The sequence below is a fragment of the Roseibium sp. SCP14 genome, assembly GCF_040329475.1.
Classification (GTDB): domain Bacteria; phylum Pseudomonadota; class Alphaproteobacteria; order Rhizobiales; family Stappiaceae; genus Roseibium.
In genome coordinates this window covers 31287-48172 of the sequence record NZ_JBDZYH010000005.1, presented here as the reverse complement: position 1 = coordinate 48172, position 16886 = coordinate 31287, and the positions used below count along the sequence as shown (strand labels likewise).

Genomic DNA, 16886 nt, shown 5'->3' with positions numbered 1-16886 from the left:
GGCAAACAGGCTGACAAATGAAAACCAGACGAGAATTGCAATGAGAAGCGAGCGCGGGCGTAAGAGTAGCGTTCGGTTCGCCTTGCCCAGAACGAAAAACAACAACCCTCCCGACATCAGCACGACTATTATCTGGTTAAGACGGTTGGACTGACCGCCGTAAGGCGCGTTACTAAGATTCAAATACTGTTCAGGGAATGGACTCAGACCGATCCAGAAATAGAAAAAGACAGCAAGAAAAATCGCTGCTGTTAAGAGCCGTCGTCCCGCGGATACCTTGGCAATGTCACCAATGTGCCGGGAAGGTGGAGATCGGTCTGGAAGGGCTCTGTACATCTGCTCGAATCTGTTTCCGTTACCGGCAATGACTATAGCAACGACTGATCCTGTTACGCCAAATCAGCGGGATTCTTCCCAGAAAAATTGATGTTCAGGTGATGGAGTAGCATGTTACGACGAAGCTCAGGTTGATTTCACGGTTTTGGGGCCGTTTGAATTGTGCTGGCGCGAAGGAACGAATTGAATGCATAGACGGGACTTTGTCCGAAACGTCCTGGGAGCCGGGCTGCTGGCATCGGGTTTGACTCCGATACAACCTTCATATGCCGGTTCCGCATTAGCTACAGGATCTGGCCGGCAAGTTCCCTACGGTGCTGCTATCCGCGTCGGGCACTTGAGCGACGATCCGAACTACGCGGCGGCGGTGAGAAAATACTGCCAGCAAGTCGTGGGTGAAGGCGGACTGAAATGGATCGATCTTAGACCTACCAGGTCGAGTTTCGAATTTGGCGATCCAGACAAACTGCTTGCCTTTGCAGAAGAAAATGGCATGACCATGCGAGGGCATACCTTGATTTGGTATTCCGCGATGCCGGAATGGGTCAACGAAATCGATAGCAGGCGTGAAGCTGAGTTTGAACTGGAGCATCACATCGAAGTTGTTGTGGGCAGGTACAGGGGACGCATTCCTAGCTGGGACGTTGTCAACGAGCCCATTGCCGACGAACCGGGAAAAGGGAATCCTTTGCGCGATTCCGTCTGGTATGCGCAGTTAGGAGAAGACTATATAGACCGGGCATTCAGAACCGCTGCCGCAATCGATCCAAAGGCCCAGCTTGTACTGAATGATTTCAACTTTGAAGAAGCGTCCGTGAATTCGGGTGACAAACGTGCGGCAATGCTCGATCTGTTAAAGGGTCTTAAAGACAGGGATGTTCCCATTCATGCATTGGGTCTCCAGGGGCACTTGAAAGGCGAGGCGGAGATTGGCAAGGAAGAGTTGTCTAAATTCGTTGAGGAAGTTCGAGATCTGGGATTGGAAATACTTGTAACGGAGCTTGATGTTATTGATAAGAACCTTCCGGGAACGGTTTACGTCCGGGATCAGATAGTCGCAAAACGTGTGCATGATTATCTGACTGCGATTTATGACGTGGTTGAACCGAGAACGGTTCTTACTTGGGGAATTTCCGATCGTTATACGTGGGTGCCAATCTGGTTTTCGCGCAGAGACGGACTTCCGAACAGGCCTTTGCCCCTTGACGAAGATTACAAACCGAAGGCAATGATGCAGGTATTGCAGCAGTTCACGCGAGCAGGCCAATAGTGCTGCGTCACGTCTCCTCCTATATGATTGCCAACCTGGTAGCGGCCATTTTCGGGTTTGCTCTTGTTGTCACTTTCACGCGAATTCTCAGTCCTGCCGAATACGGAATCTATGTCGTTGGTATCGGCTTTTCGGCGCTGATTTCGTTCGTGCTTTTCAGCTGGATAATTGTTTCATTGTTGCGCTTCAGCTCCGAAGGAGATGATGTCGACATGCGGTTTACCGCTCTTGTTGCATTTGTCGTGGTCGCGGTGCTGGGCCCAATTGCGTTTGGAGCCGTTTTTGCTCTGTCCGAAGGGGCTCAGGATTACCTGGTTCCCGCACTTTGCGTCGCGATTGGTGTTGGCCTGTTTGAATTTACGCTGGAAATTTTCCGAGCGCGGCAACGCACTGGGCTCTATGCCGTGTCAATGATTTGCAGAAGTGCCTTGGCGTTCTGCATTTCCTGTTTACTGGTGCTTCTGTTCGACCTTGGCGGTCAGGGGCTGTTGTTCGGGGTAGCTGGCGGCTATGCAGTCACAATACTGATTTTCATGCCGAAGATTTGGAATCGTCCGGTCCACAAGTTCGACCCCGAAATTCTCCGTACAATGCTCAAATTCGGATTGCCGATGACACTTTCCGGTGCGGCGTTCACATTGCACGCTTTCGTTGATCGACTGGTCATAGTGAATTTTTTGGGTGAAGCGTCTGCGGGTGTCTATGGAGCGTCTGCAGATTTTGTTCGTCAGGTGATCCAGATGCTGGGAGTTGCGGTTGGGTCTGCAATTGTTCCAGTAGCAATCAGGCTTTATGCGCAAGAGGACCGCCAAGCCACGAACGAGCACCTGATCAAGAGTTTTGAAATTTTGCTGGCTTTGATCCTTCCCGCGGCTGTTGGAATGGCATTGACTGCCGACAGGCTAGCGGCGTTGGTTCTGGGAGAAGCCTTTCGTGAAGCAGCTTCGATCCTGATCCCGGTACTGGTTTTTGCGTTGATGTTCCGATCTATCAGCTTTCAGTACATTCACGTCAGTTTTCAGATCGCAAAAAAACCTTTCCTCATGGGCTTTCAGGGACTTTTCATTCTGATTGCCAATGTGATCGGCATGATTGTACTGGTGCCGTTGTTTGGCTTGATGGGAGCGGCTTTTTCTGTGGTAATCGCAGAAATTTGCGGCGTGATTTTCGGTTTCGTTGTGTCGCGGCGGGCTTATCCTATGCCTTTGAAAGTCTTACCGGTTGTCAAAGTCTGCTCGGCGACGGCATTCATGGCGATATTGGTTATTTTGTCTCTTCGCGCACTCAATTTGGACGGCATTACAGGAATTGCGGTCCCGGTACTCACAGGTGTCATTGCGTACAGTGTCGCTGCGTTTGCCGTAAATATTGCCGACATTCGGACAGTTCTGTCGCAGCGTTTGCTTGGACCGCGATCGGAAAATGCCTAGTGGCAGAATCGATAGATCGGTAACTGGGTGTGCTTACCAGATCTGAAACAGTCTAAGCCTTCAGCTCAACGGCAAAAATTCTCGCGTCTTGTCCAGTAGTTCCATAATCGCCGGTACACTATTCACTTCCGGCAATTTCGGTCGTTCGATCATGATGACTGGCAGCTGAAGGTGTCGGGCGGCTTCGATTTTGGCATAGGACCTTTCGCCGCCGCTGTTCTTGGTCACGACATGAGTGATGTGACGCGCTCTGAACAATTCGGCTTCCTCGTCAGCCGAATGCGGAGGCCGGGTCAGGATGAGATCCCAACTGGCGGGAAGGGGTGGGGAAGGAGGTTCGATCATGCGGGCAAGGCCGTAGATATCCGAACGCTTCGTGAATGCCTGTATTTCCTTGCGTCCGATGGCCAGAAAAGCGCGCGCGCCGGGCGCAAGGGCATTTGCCGCTTCGTTCATGGAAGCGACGGATTGCCAGAGATCTCGCGGACCCGCCTGCCAGGCGGGGCGTTCCAATCGGATGACCGGAATTGAAAGCGTTTCGGCGGCCAAGGCCGCATTCCGGCTCATCTGGGCGGCGAAGGGATGGGTTGCGTCGATGATGAGGTTGATACTTTCCGACCGCAGAAAACGGACCAGCCCGTCGACACCGCCAAAACCACCAACCCTCGTTGGAACACCCAGATCCGGCAGATCGCGCACGGCACCGGCGAAGGACGCGGTCAACCGCAGCTGTGGAAACTCTGCTGCAATGCGGCCGGCAAGCTGTCGAGCCTCTTGCGTCCCCGCAAGCAGAAGAATGTGTTCAGGTGTCGTCAAAGCCGCATTCTCCCAGAATGTTGCCTTGTCGGTCGGTAACAAGAACCTCGACCGACACCGGCGCGTTTCTCAGGATCTGACGTACAGCTAGCTTGGTACGCTTTGCCAGCAAGGTGCTGAGATCAAGCTTTTCGGCGAGGGACCGGTCCAGAATTTCCTTGGCGGTGTTGGCGGAAGCGGCACTCTCGATCAGCCCGTCCGAAGCACCTGCTTCTCTCAGCAATCCTTGCAGAAAAGAAAAATCGACGGAACTGCGGGCGGAATGAAGATCGAGCGCGCCTTGCGCCAGCTTTGAGAATTTTGCAAATCCTCCGGCAAGGGTAAGTCTTTCCACCGGGTGATTGCGCAGGTATTTCAGCAACCCTCCCGCAAAATCGCCCATGTCGAGAAACGCGGTTTCATCCAGATCGTACCGGGCCCGCACGGCATCTTCCGAGGACGCACCGGTCGCGCCGACGACGTGCGTGAGGCCGATCGCCCGGGCAACATCGACCCCCCGGTGAATGGAGGCAATCCAGGAGGCACAGGAAAAGGGACGTACGATCCCTGTCGTGCCGAGGACCGACAGCCCGCCGACAATGCCCAGTCTGGAATTCATGGTTTTCCGCGCAAGCTCGGTTCCACCGGCAATCGACACTTCGATTTCAACGTCGCCGGGTGCCCCCGTCCTGGCAGCAACTTCAGCAATGGCGGTTTGCATCATCTGGCGCGGTACCGGATTGATGGCCGGTTCTCCGGGAGAGATCGGCAAGCCTGGTCTCGTGACAGTGCCGACGCCTTCGCCCGCCTTGAAGCGCACGCCATCTCCCGCGGGCAGAATCCGGACAGTTGAGGTGATCAGGGCTCCATGGGTGACGTCCGGATCATCGCCGGCGTCCTTGGTGATTGTGGCGAAGGCCTCGGTCGGTGAAACACCATGCCGGGTCAGAACAAAATCGGTGGTTCCGCCTTTCGGCAGAGTTATTTCCACAGGGTCTGGAAAAGTGCCGGTCAACAGCGCGGTGTAAGCGGCCTTGGCAGCAGCCGTTGCACAGGCTCCTGTCGTCCATCCCCGTCTCAGCTCTTTGGTTTCCACCTTCGACATGAGATCTCTATAGCTCAAGAATTCCTGCTTTTCGCCACATAGTTCCAAAATGTCGGAATCGTATCGTTTTCCATCGTGGAAACGCTTGGCGCAGTACCGTGGGGCAGGTAAACAGGAACCATGATGGGTACTGAACACAACAATCACATGCCGGAAGGCCTACCGGAATTCAACGCTGGCTGGGTCTGGCTGGCCGGTGCCGGTCCGGGAGATCCCGGGTTGTTGACCCTGCATGCGGTGAACGGCCTCAGGCAGGCCGATGTGGTTGTTTATGATGCCCTGGTCGACAAGAGCATCCTTGATTGGGTCAAGCCGGGCGCGATTACCGACTACGCCGGCAAACGCGGCGGAAAACCTAGCCCCAAGCAGCGTGACATTACCCTGAAGTTGATTGACTACGCCAAGGAAGGCAAGCGTGTGCTTCGCCTCAAGGGCGGGGACCCGTTCGTATTCGGACGGGGCGGCGAAGAAGCGCTGGGGCTGGTCGAGGCTGGTGTGCCGTTCCGCATCATCCCGGGTATCACTGCAGGGATCGGCGGACTCGCCTATGCGGGTATTCCGGCAACGCACCGTGATTGCAACCAGGCTGTTACCTTCCTGACGGGTCATGACCAGACGGGCCTGACGCCGGATGCGATCAACTGGGAAGGAATTGCCAAGGGGTCTCCGGTGATCGTCATGTATATGGCGATGAAGCACATGGAAACGATAGCCGGCAAACTCATGGCCGGTGGACGGTCTGTGGACGAGCCTGTGGGCATCGTGTGCAATGCTTCGCTGGATGGGCAACAGGTTCTGGAGACGACACTGGGCAAGTGTTTTGTGGATGCGAAAGCAGCCGGCATCGAACCGCCGGCAATCGTTTGCGTTGGCGAGGTGGTTCGTCTTCGTGGCGGTCTCGACTGGCTTGGCGCCATGTCGGGCAAGGTCCTGACGTCGGATCCCCTCGGGCTCCGCCCGGACACACGTTCCGCCGATGCCGGATAGTGGTCCGGCATCTGCCGCAAAAGGCCTTTTGATTGCCGCGCCATCATCCGGAGCCGGCAAGACGACTACAACTCTCGCACTCTTGAGGGCGCTGAAGACCTCCGGGCGAAGAGTTTTGTCCGCAAAATCCGGACCGGACTATATCGATCCGAAATTTCATGAAGCCGCGAGCGGGCGGCCATGCGTCAACCTCGACGCCTGGGCCATGGACACGGGAACCTTGCGCTCCCTGGCCTGTCGTCACGCTGCCGGACACGACTTTCTGATTGTCGAGGGGGCCATGGGACTGTTCGACGGCGCAGCCGGCGGTGGAGGATCTGCGGCCGACCTTGCCGTCGCAGTAGGACTACCGGTGATCCTTGTGGTCGATTGCGCCAAGCAGGCCCAGTCGGTTGCCGCGCTGGTGCACGGTTTCAGGTCATACAGGCCGGATGTGAAGCTCGCCGGTACCATACTCAATCGGTTTGGCAGCGCGCGCCACGAAACCATGCTCAGAACAGCTCTTGCTCCGCTCGATGTTCCAGTTCTCGGGGCGTTACCTCGATTGAAGGCGCTTGAATTGCCGGAACGCCACCTTGGGCTCGTTCAGGCAGGTGAACACCTGGAACTGGAAGCATTTCTGGAGCAGGCAGCAACGGTGTGCAGCGAGCATGTCGACCTGTCCGCCCTGGAAGGTGCCGCCTTTCCATTGCGGTCTCCGGCTAAGGTAGAGCTGAAATTGCCTGCTCCGCTCGGACAACGGGTTGCCGTCGCACGTGACGTTGCTTTCGCGTTTTCCTATCCGCACCTACTCGACCATTGGCAAAATTCAGGCGCCGAGCTGAGCTTCTTTTCGCCTTTGGCAGATGAGATGCCTCAAGCAGGTGCTGACGCCGTGTATTTGCCGGGCGGATATCCGGAACTGCATGCGGGAAAACTTGCGGATGCCAGCCGGTTCAAGGCCGGGCTTCGGGATGCCGCGCAGGCGGGCAAACTCGTTTACGGTGAGTGCGGGGGCTACATGACGCTTGGAAGCGGAATTGTTGATGCATCCGGCAATCGGCATGAAATGCTGGACTTGCTGCCTCTTGAAACGTCTTTCGCTGCTCGAAAGCGGCACCTCGGGTATCGAGAGCTGCAGCCGCTGGGCGGTCTGCCCTGGAAAGGAAACCTGGCAGCACACGAGTTCCACTATGCGTCGATCGTTTCGGAGAAAGGGGCGGACAGACTGTTCCGGGCAAAGGACGCAGAAGGAAATGGACTGGCGGACATGGGACTGCGGAACGGGACAGTGATGGGGTCGTTCGCTCATGTGATTTCACTTGGGGCGTAACCGTCACCCAAATGGTGTTTTATGAGAATTCTGATCGCTGGACTTCTGGTTTTGCTTGCTGCGGTTGCTGCCCAGTCTGCAATCATGGCCCCTCAGCTAAGGTTTGCACCTCGCACTGAGCTTCGAACCAGCAATGATTGGACGCTGCGCATTTCCCGGTCGAAGCTGCACGAAAACGTAATTGTCCTGAGTGTGTCAGGCAGCACAGCAGACAGTAAGCGAGAAAGGGTTTCCCTGGTCTTTTATTGTCTGGACAAGGACTTCTTCGGCGTTTCGTTCATTGCCTTGCCGGATGACGACCGTTTCAAGCTGCTTTCGGATCAGGACGCCAGGTACAAGCTGCGAGACGATATTGAAAGAAAGATGCCCGTCGTGCCGGTTGAAGGATTTGCCGCGGAATATGAAGCCTATTTGAGGCACCTGGAACCACCCATCAGTAATGCCAATCTCGTCATGATAAAGTACCCCGGCCACGCAAACTCATTGCTTTTCAATTCAAGGAAAGGTGGATGGCTCCAGATTTCGATGAATGACAGGTACGGAGCTGAGTTTCACTTGCGGTTTGAGGTCGACGGTTTGGCGGAACTGCACGATACCGTTCGCAGGAAATGCGGCTGGTGAAACTCAAACAACTTCCAGCACGACAAGCTGACAGTAGATGCCTTCATTGGTGTGGTAGGGGCTGTGTGTCACGCTGGTGGTTCGTGTTCGATTCTCGCTTTCCAGCTGCTCGATCTTGTCCTTGAAGCCATCCACTTCCCAGGCGCTGTCTCGTACGGTCAGGACGATCGGTGCTCCGGGCTTGGTAACGCGGATCAGTCCGTCGAGGCCGTTGGGTCCGACATGGCCGTTGGTAAAAACGCCTGCGCTCACGGTGCCGTCGTAAAAATCATGCGCGAACTCGGTCAGCTGGCTGTTGAGATCGGCTTCGTTCAGCTTGCGATACACACCCTTCTGGCGCGATTGCGCCAACATGGCCGGTGTGAGGTCGACACCATCAACGATCAGGCCAGGTTTGCGTTTCAGGAGCTCAACACCCACCAAGCCGGTGCCGCAACCTGCGTCCAGGATCGTGGCGTGATTTGAAACTTTTTTGCATAAGGCGTCAGCAACTATCTCGGGGCCGATATAGCCGATATCCTGAACAAGGTCAGTATCGTAGGTATGAGACCAGCCTTCATAGAATTTCCGGATCATGTCAGGACTGCCGTCAAGCAACAGCGCCTGTTTCAAGAGAGCATTCTCGTCATTCATGACCGCCTCCTGTCCAGTTGGAACAGTCTATGCGACAACGCCGAACCGTTGCAAATCAAGACTTCCGAAAGCTCGGGTCTCGCATCAATTCGGTCCTGACCAGTTCAAACCGTCTGTACCGGAGACGACCGGCGGAACAGGAAGAGACAGAGTGCGGCAACGACAAACAGAAGCATAGCGGTTGAAGCGAACACGAGAACGTAGCTCTTGTGAAACGCGAACAGTGTGCTGCAGACGGCCAGTCCGACCGTTCCCCCGATCATCTGGCTGGACATGGAGATGCCGCCACCCTGCCCATGTTTGTGCTCGGGCAGCGACGCCATGATCGCCGCCTGTGTCGGAACGAAAACGAACGGAGTGACAATTCCCGCAACCAGCAAACCGGGAGCAAACAGCCAGATGTTGCCGAACGGAGCTGCGAGGCTGAGTAAAGCCATCGCAACGGCGATGCCGAAAAGGCCTCCGGTTGCCAGCAGACCGGGAGGATGCTGATCCGTCAGTTTTCCGCAGTAGGGCGCTACGAAGGGCTGGGGAAGTGCCGCAAGCATGACAAGCATGCCGGCGCCCAATGGCGACAATGAAAGTTCCGTCTGAGCGTAAAGCGCTGCGAAAATGAATATCGGCATTTTGGAATACTGCGCCACGAAGATCGTCAGGTTGGATGCCGTAAAGACCGGAATCTTGAACAGGTCGACCTCGATCAGCGGATTGGCGGTACGCAATTCATAAATCGCGAATACGACGAGCAATGCCAATCCGGCAACCATCAGTCCCGAAACGGCTGGGGAGTTCCATCCCCAGTCCTCGGACTGCATCAGCGAGAAGACTGTGCAGAACATGCCCGATGCGATCAGGGCAAGGCCGGTCCAATCGATGGGGGGTGGTGGCGGCCGGTCAACGTCCCGCCAGGAAACGAATGTGACCACGGCGATCAGGATGACGATCGGCGGGTTGATCCAGAAGATCCAGCGCCAGGACAACAGGTCTGTCAGGAGCCCTCCGACGAGCGGGCCGATTGCCAGGAAAATCGTACCGATGGCACCCCCGATTCCAAGGGCAAAACCGCGTTCTTCCTGGGGAAAGGTCATGGCCGTCATGGCGACGAAAAGCGGGAAGATGATCGCCGCGCCTATCCCCTGAAGAGCCCGGGCGGTGATCAGCACCTCGCCGGATGGAGCAAAACCGCCCGCAACCGAGCAAAGGCCGAAAACCGCAAGCCCCGTCAGGAATACCGGCAGCATGCCGAACTGGTCGCCCAGCTTTCCGCCGACTGCCACAAAACAGGCAAAGACCAAGAGGTAGGAGTTCACCACCCAGTGTGACTGGTTGAGTGACAGGTCCAGTTCTGCCTGGATCGTCGGCAGGGCGATGCCGACCACCGTCTCATCCAGAAGCACCAGTCCGAGAACGCAACTGACGGCGACCAGAAGCCACCACTTGCGGTTTCCTTCCGAGTAAAGGCCCATAACGCCCCCCGTTGGCTCGCGACCATTGGCCGTCCGCTGCGGGGCAGACAGCTCAACAATACCACCTGATGAGGGTAGTCGCAGACACCCGGCAAGCGCAAGATAAGAGGGGTTCTCTGTCAGGCCTTGGCTTTCTTCTTCGGTCTCAATACGTGCACGTGATCGGCGTCATAGAGCGCGCTGTCGCGGAAGTCATTCCCCGCATTCAGGGCGTGGCCGACAAAGATCAGAGCCGTTCGCGTGATCTTTGAGGCGCGGATCTTTTCAGCAAGCGTCGAAAGCGTGGCATGGATAAACGCTTCATCCGGCCAGCCGACGCGATAGGCGACGATCACCGGGCAATCCGGACCGTAGTGCGGGGTAAGCTGGCGTTCGATCTCGCGGACGTTGCGGACAGAAAGATGAATTGCCAGCGTTGCGCCGCTCTTGCCCAGAGTGTCGAGATCCTCGTTGTTGGGCATCGCCGAAGACTGCATCGCCGTGCGGGTGACGATGATGGTCTGGGCAACTTCGGGGATCGTGAGTTCCGTTTTCAATGCTGCTGCAGCTGCGGCAAAGGCGGGCACGCCCGGTGTGACATCATAGTCGATGCCAAGTGCGTCCAGCCGGCGCATCTGTTCCGCGGTCGCTCCATAAATGGAAGGGTCGCCGGAATGGACGCGGGCAACATTGAGACCCTTGTCATGGGCGTCTTTGATCTCATCGATGATTTCGTCCAGCGTCATCGGAGCGGTGTCGATCACGCGAGCACCTTCCGGCGCGGCGGCAACAATCTGCTCCGGTACCAGCGAACCGGCATAGAGGCAGACGGGACAGGACTGGATCAGCCGCAAGCCGCGAACGGTGATGAGATCGGGGTCTCCTGGGCCTGCGCCAATGAAATGTACGGTCATGCCTTTTGCTCTTCCAGTTCTGGAGTGTTGGTTTGAGCCTGCTCTGCCTTCGGTGCGTCGATGCGCTTGGCATAGCCGCGCGGGGTGTAGACGAAGATCTTGCCGTCACCCTTCATGATCGCTCTCGTGTTGGAAGAGCCGACCATCACGGTGGTGAGCATGTCGACGTCGTCCACGCTGAGCGCTTCAAGCGTGGTGACCCGCAGGGTCTCTTCCGGCCGGCCGAGATTGACACCGAGAATGACGGGAGTGGTGGCCGGGCGGTGCTGCAGGAGAATGTCCTTGGCCGCTGCCAGCTGCGTCCGGCGGCGCTTTGATACCGGATTGTAGAAGGCGATTACGAAATCACCTTCAGCCGCCGCATGCAGTCGCTTCTCAATCGCGTCCCAGGGGGTCAGAAGATCGGAGAGCGAGATTGCGCAGAAGTCATGACCGATTGGAGCGCCGATGCGCGCGGAACAGGCCTGGAGCGCGGTGATGCCGGGCGCATTCGTGACGCTGACCCGCTTGGCCGCATCCGACACGCCGCCATATTCCGCGTTACGGTGCAAAAGTTCGTAGACGAGCGAGCCCATTGCGTAAATTCCGGCGTCTCCGGAAGAGATCAACGCGACGTTCTTGCCTTTGCCGGCTTCTTCGAGCGCAAACCGGACCCGGTCTTCCTCCGCACCGAGCGGGAAATTGTGGTGGGTCTTGCCGGTAATGTGGTTCTCGACAATGTCCAGATAGAGCGAATAGCCGACCACGTCGGACGCTTCGGACAAAAGCCTGGTGGCCTCGGGCGTGCGCCAGTCATCTTTGCCGGGGCCGATCCCGATCACGGAAAGATGGCCCCGCGCCCGCCCGGCAGCTTCCGGCTCAATCGGCTGAGGGGAGCGGGCGATGGCACAGGTCGCATTTTCCGTTTTCTGCTTTTCGACAGTCAGCGCGCTGAAAGCTCCGGCAGCGGCAAGTGCTGCGCCTTCCGACACCCCGTGGCAGCCGACTTCGGCAAAGACCACATTGGAAGGGTTTTTCAGACGCGGGGTCTCACGTTGCAATTCTTCTGCGGAGAACAGGCGCAGTGGCACGCCCAGGTGCTCTGCCAGAACATTCATCGCCTCTTCATCGGCCTTCAGGTCGATGGTTGCGATACAGGCGACGGCGCCCTTGGCGATCCGGGCCTCGGCAAGGTTGGCTTCGACCAGTTCGATGAGTTCCCGGGGGTCGCAGTGGCGGGCACAGCCCACACCAACGGCATATTTCTGCGGATGATAGACGAGCTGCGTCGGGCTGCCTTCAACAGGTTTTTCGGTTGCGACAAGCGATATGGCAGCGTCGTCGGCCTGGTCCAGGTTGGCGTCGGCAAGCCAGTCAGCGGAGCCTTCAAGGCGTACTGAAGCTCCAGACAGGAGTTCAGCCATCACCGGCTTTGCATCTTCCGGGTTGGCGAGGCACCATCCTTTTGGCGGAACATCGAGCGCGATGCCGAGCTTGGTGTCACCGGCTGTTGTGATCGCCGGATGACCGCCAAGCGACTTGGCGAGAATGCGGGCAAGCTCGTTGGCGCCCCGATGGCCGCCCAGCAGCGGAACGATGCTTGAACCGTCTTCGGAAACCGCAATCACCGGCGGCTCGTTGCGCTTGTCCGACAGGATCGGCGCAAGGGCCCGGATCAGAATGCCGCTGGCGCAAAAACCGATGATCGGGTGCCCGGCCTTGAAGAGCAGCTGGATGTGTTCAAGTGTTTCGTTGAACTGGGTGTCCGCCGTCGGAACGCGGCCCGCGAGCCCGTGTATACGAGCTGTCGAAAAGCGCTTCGCAACGTCTTCAGCCGTATCGAGGCCGGCCTGGTTCAGGACGAGTAGGATGGGGGAAGCGTCCACGCTTCTTCTCCCTTGTAGATGAGGATCATGGAAAAATAGGGGGCGGTGTCGGTCTCGAGATCGATGAGACGATGAACTTTCTGCTCGGACAGGCTGGCGCGTTCCACATAACCTGCTCTGTCCAGCAGGTTCATATCGCCTAGCAGCGCCTTGAGACGCGCCAGATGCCGGCCGACCTTCATGATGGCGACAGCCTGGGCTTCATTGATTTTTTGCCGGATGTCTTCATCCGGCAATGGCCCGGGAATGACGGTCAGGACGTCATTTCTCGATGTCAGCGGCCGCTGAAGCTGTGCCGCGCATGCCGTCAACGATGTGACGCCCGGTACGATTTCGATGTCAAACCGGTCGGAGAGACGTTCAAACAGATACATGAAGGAGCCGTAGAAGAACGGGTCACCTTCGCAAAGCGTCACGACGTCCTGTCCCGCAGCCAGAGCTTCGGCGATTTCTCCCGCGGCCTTGTCATAGATTTCCTGCGCTGGAAACCTGTCGACGCGCATAGGCACTACGATCGGGATTTCGCGGGCACCGGGCGGTATCGAGGCAGACGCGATCGAGCGGGCAAAGCTCTCGCCCGAATCCGGTGCCGGATAGGCAATGACCTTTGCAGACGAAATCAACCGGTGCGCTTTCAAGGTCATCAGTTCCGGATCTCCGGGGCCCAGACCAATGCCGTAAAGGGTTCCGCTCATGGTTTGGTGTAACTCCACTGGGTCACCGGCATGAGCGGACGCCAGCCGGTCAACCCGCCGACTGCGCTTGCACGATGTACCGACAGTTTTTTCAATGTTCCCCCAAGCGCCTGGTATGCGGCCAGAAGCACCGCTTCGCTTTCCAGCGTCACGGCATTAGCTACCAGCCTTCCGCCGGAGGGCAGGGCATTCAATGCGGCATCAACAATGCCTGAAACCGTCAACCCGCCTCCAATGAAGATGGCGTCCGGCTCTGGAAGACCATCGAGGCCATCCGGCGCCGCGGTATCCTTGAGCTCCAGTTGAGGCACGCCAAGGGCAACCGCATTTTCCGCTGCCATCTGCCGGCGCTCGGCGTGGGGCTCCAGGCCGATGGCTCGAGTACGGTTGGCCGAGCGCAGCCATTCAATGGCAATCGAACCGCAGCCGGCGCCGATATCCCAAAGCAGGGCGCCGGGGTAAGGTTTCAGCTCCGCCAGCGTGACCGCACGAATATCCTGTTTGGTCATCTTGCCATCGTGGCGAAAGGCGCCGTCGGGAAGTCCAGGTGTTCGCCCGCGTAGTCTGAGGCCGGGATCGGCGACAACGTCAAGGCAAAGCGTATGGAAACCCGCGACTTCGAAGGACCAATTCTCCGCAGTCCCGGCAACGCGTCGTTCCCTTTCGCCGCCAATATGCTCCAGAACGGTCATTCCGGTTCGCCCGTAACCTTCGTCGGCCAGAAGGTCGGCCACTTGCCGGGGCGTGTCGGCGCCGCTTGTCAAAGTGATAAGGCGGGCGCCCGGATAGAGCGCGCAACGCAAGAGGTCTACCGGCCGTCCGTGAACGGAAAGGCATTCGGTTTCCTGCACGGCCCAGCCCATGCGGGAGGCTGCAAGCTGGAACGCCGAGAGCGACGGCAGGATCGTCATTTCGTCGGCATTAAAGCGTTTCAACAGCGATGAGCCAATGCCGAACCACATCGGATCGCCAGTCGCCAGGATCGCGACTTTCCGGGTTTTCAGGTCGGCGAGTTCATCAAAAACCGAAGTAAAAGGAGAAGGCCAGGTTCGCTTTTCCGCCTGTATGGAGCCGGCAAGCTCAAGATGCCGGGTACCGCCATAGACGATATCGGATTGACCCAGAGCTTCCGCTCCTCCAGGCGCCAGGACACCGTCCTCGCCAATTCCGATCAGTGTAAGCCAAGGGGAGGTCATTCGTCCTCCAGGGTGTAAGGCCTGATGGCGGGTTTCACGGAGAGATCTGTCGGTTTCCCATCGGTCGAAACGGTCGCTTGCCGCGCGCCACGCGAACGATGATGCTTTTTCATGTCCCCTTCCGTCTCCGACGTGACAGCCTGACCGTCAGGTTGGGACAGGAAACCTCTCGAACGTAGCGGCTTTGCGCCAGAAACCGACTTCAGCCCCTTGCTTTTGAAACCCTCGGGCATGTCATTTTTCCTCCGGCAAGCCGGCGGCAAGCGCATTGACGGCAGCAGCGGCCATTGCGGAACCTCCCCGGCGGCCTTTGACGGCGAGAAACGGCATACCGAAGGGATTGGCGATGAGTGCGTCTTTCGATTCCGCTGCCCCGACAAATCCGACCGGAAATCCGAGGATCAATGCAGGCTTCGGTCCGCCTGCGGCGATCAGCTCAAGCAAGTGGAACAGCGCAGTTGGGGCATTGCCGATCGCCACCACCGCACCTTCAAGCCGATCGCGCCAGAGTTCAATGGCGGCTGCCGATCGAGTCGTACCGAGCTTTCGTGCGAGATCCGGAACCGAGCTGTCATTCAGGGTGCAGATGACTTCGGTGTTTTTCGGCAGGCGGGAAGAGATAATGCCGTGAGCCACCATTTCCACATCACAGAAAACGGCTGCGTGTTCTGCAAAAGCGCGCCGGGCGGCCTCTGTTACATCCTCCGACCATGCCAGATCCTGCGGCAGGTCGGTCATGCCGCAGGAATGAATCAGGCGAATGGCGGCGGGCCGCAACCCTTCCGGCATATGAGAGAGATCCGCTTCTTCCCGCACGATGGAAAAAGACTGGCGATAAATCGCCGAAGGATCTTTCTCGTAACTGTAAGCCGGGACGGTATCGGTTGACACGTTCTCTTTTACCTTTCCCGGACCAGCGACTTCGGTCCGTGCGGGTGATCCGCATGCGGATAGGGATGGTGGTGGTGGCCGTGATCGTGGTCGTGTGAATGGCCGTGCGAATGACCGTGATCACGATCGCCATGATGATGGTGGTGATCATGATGGTGGTGGCCATGTCCGTGATGGTGATGATGACCACCTGCCTGCACCTGTTGTTCGCAAGCACCGCTGCAGAACTCGTCGCAAAGCTTGCACTCTGCTTCGGCCCCAAGACCTTCCACATGATGGTGATGGCTTTCCTGGGCAAGCCCGATTTCCGCTTCGAAGCCAAGCACCTGCTCCCGGTACTTGCACATCTGGCAGTTCATCAGGTTTGCGCCCTCCAGGATTTCCTGGACGCGGTCGGCCATCGTGTCGATCACGTGGGGATGGTCGTTGAGGTAATCCGCCTTGAGAAATTCGATATCAGGGTGCTTGGCGGCGACTTCGTCCGTTGTCCCGTAAATGCGCTGCACCAGCACTCCGGTGAAGAGGAAATACGGGAAAACGATGACGCGCTTGTAGCCGAGCTTGGCAGCGTGCTCCAGGCCGGGCCCGACCAGCGGGAACGTGACACCGGAATAACAGGTTTCCGCCCAGCCGAACCCGAATCCTTCCCAAAGAAGCCGGGTGATCTTGGCAACGTTGGAATTCGCATCCGGATCGGACGCACCCCGTCCGACGACCATCAACAGGGTTTCATGCAATGGAACGTCGCTGTCAGATGCGTCGATCGCTTCCTGGATGCGGGCGGCTGCCGCCTTGACCATGCGCGTGTCCACGGCCAGTTCTCGGCCATAGGAGATCTTCATCTCCGGGTGCATCGCCTGGTAGGTGTTCAGAACCGAGGGTATGTCGTTCTTGGCGTGACCGGCGGCAAACAGCATTCCCGGAACCGCAAGCACATGCGTGCAGCCCTGTTCCCGCAACTTGTTCAGGCCGTCATGGATGACAGGATTGGCAAACTCCAGATAGCCGTATTCCACCGGCCAGTCCGGAAACCGGGCTTTCAGACCCTCCGCCAGTTGAGCAAATTGCTTGACCGCACCCTTGTTGCGACTGCCGTGGCCGCAAATCATCAAGCCGAGTTTTTCACTCATTGAGCGGCTTCCCCGGCGGTTTCTTCTTCTTCGCCCTGAATGTCCTGCGCGTCTTCGGCGTCTTTCTGTTTGCGTCCTTTAAGAGCAACCAGACCGGCCACCAGTGCCGCACCTGCAAGGGCGGCAACGCCGACCCAATGGGAGTGTCCGGCCAGGTCGCCGAGGTGACCGCCGTGAGCGAAGGCGGACGTGGGCAGGATAGCGGCGGCAAGGCCGGCAAGAATAGTCCGTTGGGTCATGTATCTCCCCCAGTATGGCAGG

Annotated in this window: 17 protein-coding genes; 5 read left to right on the top strand and 12 right to left on the bottom strand. The window is 57.7% G+C overall.

The window, feature by feature from the left end:
- The first annotated feature begins 523 nt into the window (after positions 1-523).
- Together ABLQ08_RS20365 and ABLQ08_RS20360 are read left to right on the top strand one after the other, a co-directional pair.
- Positions 524-1606: an endo-1,4-beta-xylanase gene (locus ABLQ08_RS20365; protein WP_352945678.1), complete on the top strand. Its 1083-nt coding sequence runs from the start codon at positions 524-526 to the stop codon at positions 1604-1606.
- Entirely contained in the window at positions 1606-3036 is a 1431-nt protein-coding gene (locus tag ABLQ08_RS20360) for an oligosaccharide flippase family protein (protein WP_352945676.1), read from the top strand. The genes ABLQ08_RS20365 and ABLQ08_RS20360 overlap by 1 nt, the downstream gene beginning before the upstream one ends.
- 60 nt (positions 3037-3096) lie before the next feature.
- Here ABLQ08_RS20360 and ABLQ08_RS20355 read toward each other — a convergent pair whose 3' ends face one another.
- Together ABLQ08_RS20355 and ABLQ08_RS20350 are read right to left on the bottom strand one after the other, a co-directional pair.
- Complete coding sequence (locus ABLQ08_RS20355) at positions 3097-3852, bottom strand: cobalt-precorrin-6A reductase (RefSeq protein ID WP_352945674.1); 756 nt, start codon at positions 3850-3852, stop codon at positions 3097-3099.
- Complete coding sequence (locus ABLQ08_RS20350) at positions 3839-4936, bottom strand: cobalt-precorrin-5B (C(1))-methyltransferase (RefSeq protein ID WP_352945672.1); 1098 nt, start codon at positions 4934-4936, stop codon at positions 3839-3841. The genes ABLQ08_RS20355 and ABLQ08_RS20350 overlap by 14 nt, the downstream gene beginning before the upstream one ends.
- 120 nt (positions 4937-5056) lie before the next feature.
- On the opposite strand from ABLQ08_RS20350, the gene cobA reads away from it, so the two are divergent.
- From cobA to ABLQ08_RS20335, 3 genes are read left to right on the top strand one after another with little or no spacing between them, the layout of a single operon-like run.
- Positions 5057-5923 carry a uroporphyrinogen-III C-methyltransferase gene (gene cobA, locus ABLQ08_RS20345; RefSeq protein ID WP_352945670.1) on the top strand — a complete coding sequence of 289 codons (867 nt, stop codon included), beginning with the start codon at positions 5057-5059 and terminating at the stop codon, positions 5921-5923.
- Positions 5913-7235, top strand: coding sequence for a cobyrinate a,c-diamide synthase (locus ABLQ08_RS20340; RefSeq protein ID WP_352945668.1), 1323 nt, complete (start codon positions 5913-5915; stop codon positions 7233-7235). Before cobA ends, ABLQ08_RS20340 begins: the two co-directional genes overlap by 11 nt.
- Positions 7236-7256: 21 nt before the next feature.
- The gene (locus ABLQ08_RS20335) at positions 7257-7856 is read left to right on the top strand and encodes a hypothetical protein (protein WP_352945666.1); all 600 of its coding nucleotides are present in this window, start codon (positions 7257-7259) and stop codon (positions 7854-7856) included.
- Between the two features lie 3 nt (positions 7857-7859).
- Here ABLQ08_RS20335 and ABLQ08_RS20330 read toward each other — a convergent pair whose 3' ends face one another.
- The 10 genes from ABLQ08_RS20330 to ABLQ08_RS20285 form a co-directional block, all read right to left on the bottom strand.
- Positions 7860-8489 (bottom strand): class I SAM-dependent DNA methyltransferase, encoded by a 630-nt coding sequence (locus ABLQ08_RS20330; RefSeq protein WP_352945664.1) that lies wholly within the window; start codon positions 8487-8489, stop codon positions 7860-7862.
- 104 nt (positions 8490-8593) lie between these two features.
- The gene (locus ABLQ08_RS20325) at positions 8594-9955 is read right to left on the bottom strand and encodes an MFS transporter (RefSeq protein WP_352945662.1); all 1362 of its coding nucleotides are present in this window, start codon (positions 9953-9955) and stop codon (positions 8594-8596) included.
- 119 nt (positions 9956-10074) lie between these two features.
- A complete protein-coding gene (gene cobM, locus ABLQ08_RS20320) occupies positions 10075-10848 on the bottom strand; it encodes a precorrin-4 C(11)-methyltransferase (RefSeq protein WP_352945660.1) in 774 nt (257 codons plus the stop codon).
- The gene (gene cobJ / locus ABLQ08_RS20315; RefSeq protein WP_352945658.1) at positions 10845-12713 is read right to left on the bottom strand and encodes a precorrin-3B C(17)-methyltransferase; all 1869 of its coding nucleotides are present in this window, start codon (positions 12711-12713) and stop codon (positions 10845-10847) included. The genes cobM and cobJ overlap by 4 nt, the downstream gene beginning before the upstream one ends.
- The gene (cobI, locus tag ABLQ08_RS20310) at positions 12683-13408 is read right to left on the bottom strand and encodes a precorrin-2 C(20)-methyltransferase (protein WP_352945656.1); all 726 of its coding nucleotides are present in this window, start codon (positions 13406-13408) and stop codon (positions 12683-12685) included. Before cobI ends, cobJ begins: the two co-directional genes overlap by 31 nt.
- Positions 13405-14604, bottom strand: coding sequence for a precorrin-6y C5,15-methyltransferase (decarboxylating) subunit CbiE (gene cbiE / locus ABLQ08_RS20305; RefSeq protein ID WP_352945654.1), 1200 nt, complete (start codon positions 14602-14604; stop codon positions 13405-13407). Before cbiE ends, cobI begins: the two co-directional genes overlap by 4 nt.
- A complete protein-coding gene (locus ABLQ08_RS20300) occupies positions 14601-14837 on the bottom strand; it encodes a hypothetical protein (protein WP_352945652.1) in 237 nt (78 codons plus the stop codon). Before ABLQ08_RS20300 ends, cbiE begins: the two co-directional genes overlap by 4 nt.
- 1 nt (position 14838) lies before the next feature.
- Entirely contained in the window at positions 14839-15495 is a 657-nt protein-coding gene (locus ABLQ08_RS20295; RefSeq protein ID WP_352945650.1) for a precorrin-8X methylmutase, read from the bottom strand.
- An 8-nt stretch (positions 15496-15503) separates the two neighbouring features.
- Positions 15504-16625, bottom strand: coding sequence for a sirohydrochlorin chelatase (locus tag ABLQ08_RS20290; RefSeq protein ID WP_352945648.1), 1122 nt, complete (start codon positions 16623-16625; stop codon positions 15504-15506).
- Positions 16622-16864: a DUF6732 family protein gene (locus ABLQ08_RS20285; protein WP_352945646.1), complete on the bottom strand. Its 243-nt coding sequence runs from the start codon at positions 16862-16864 to the stop codon at positions 16622-16624. The genes ABLQ08_RS20290 and ABLQ08_RS20285 overlap by 4 nt, the downstream gene beginning before the upstream one ends.
- Positions 16865-16886 lie beyond the last annotated feature (22 nt).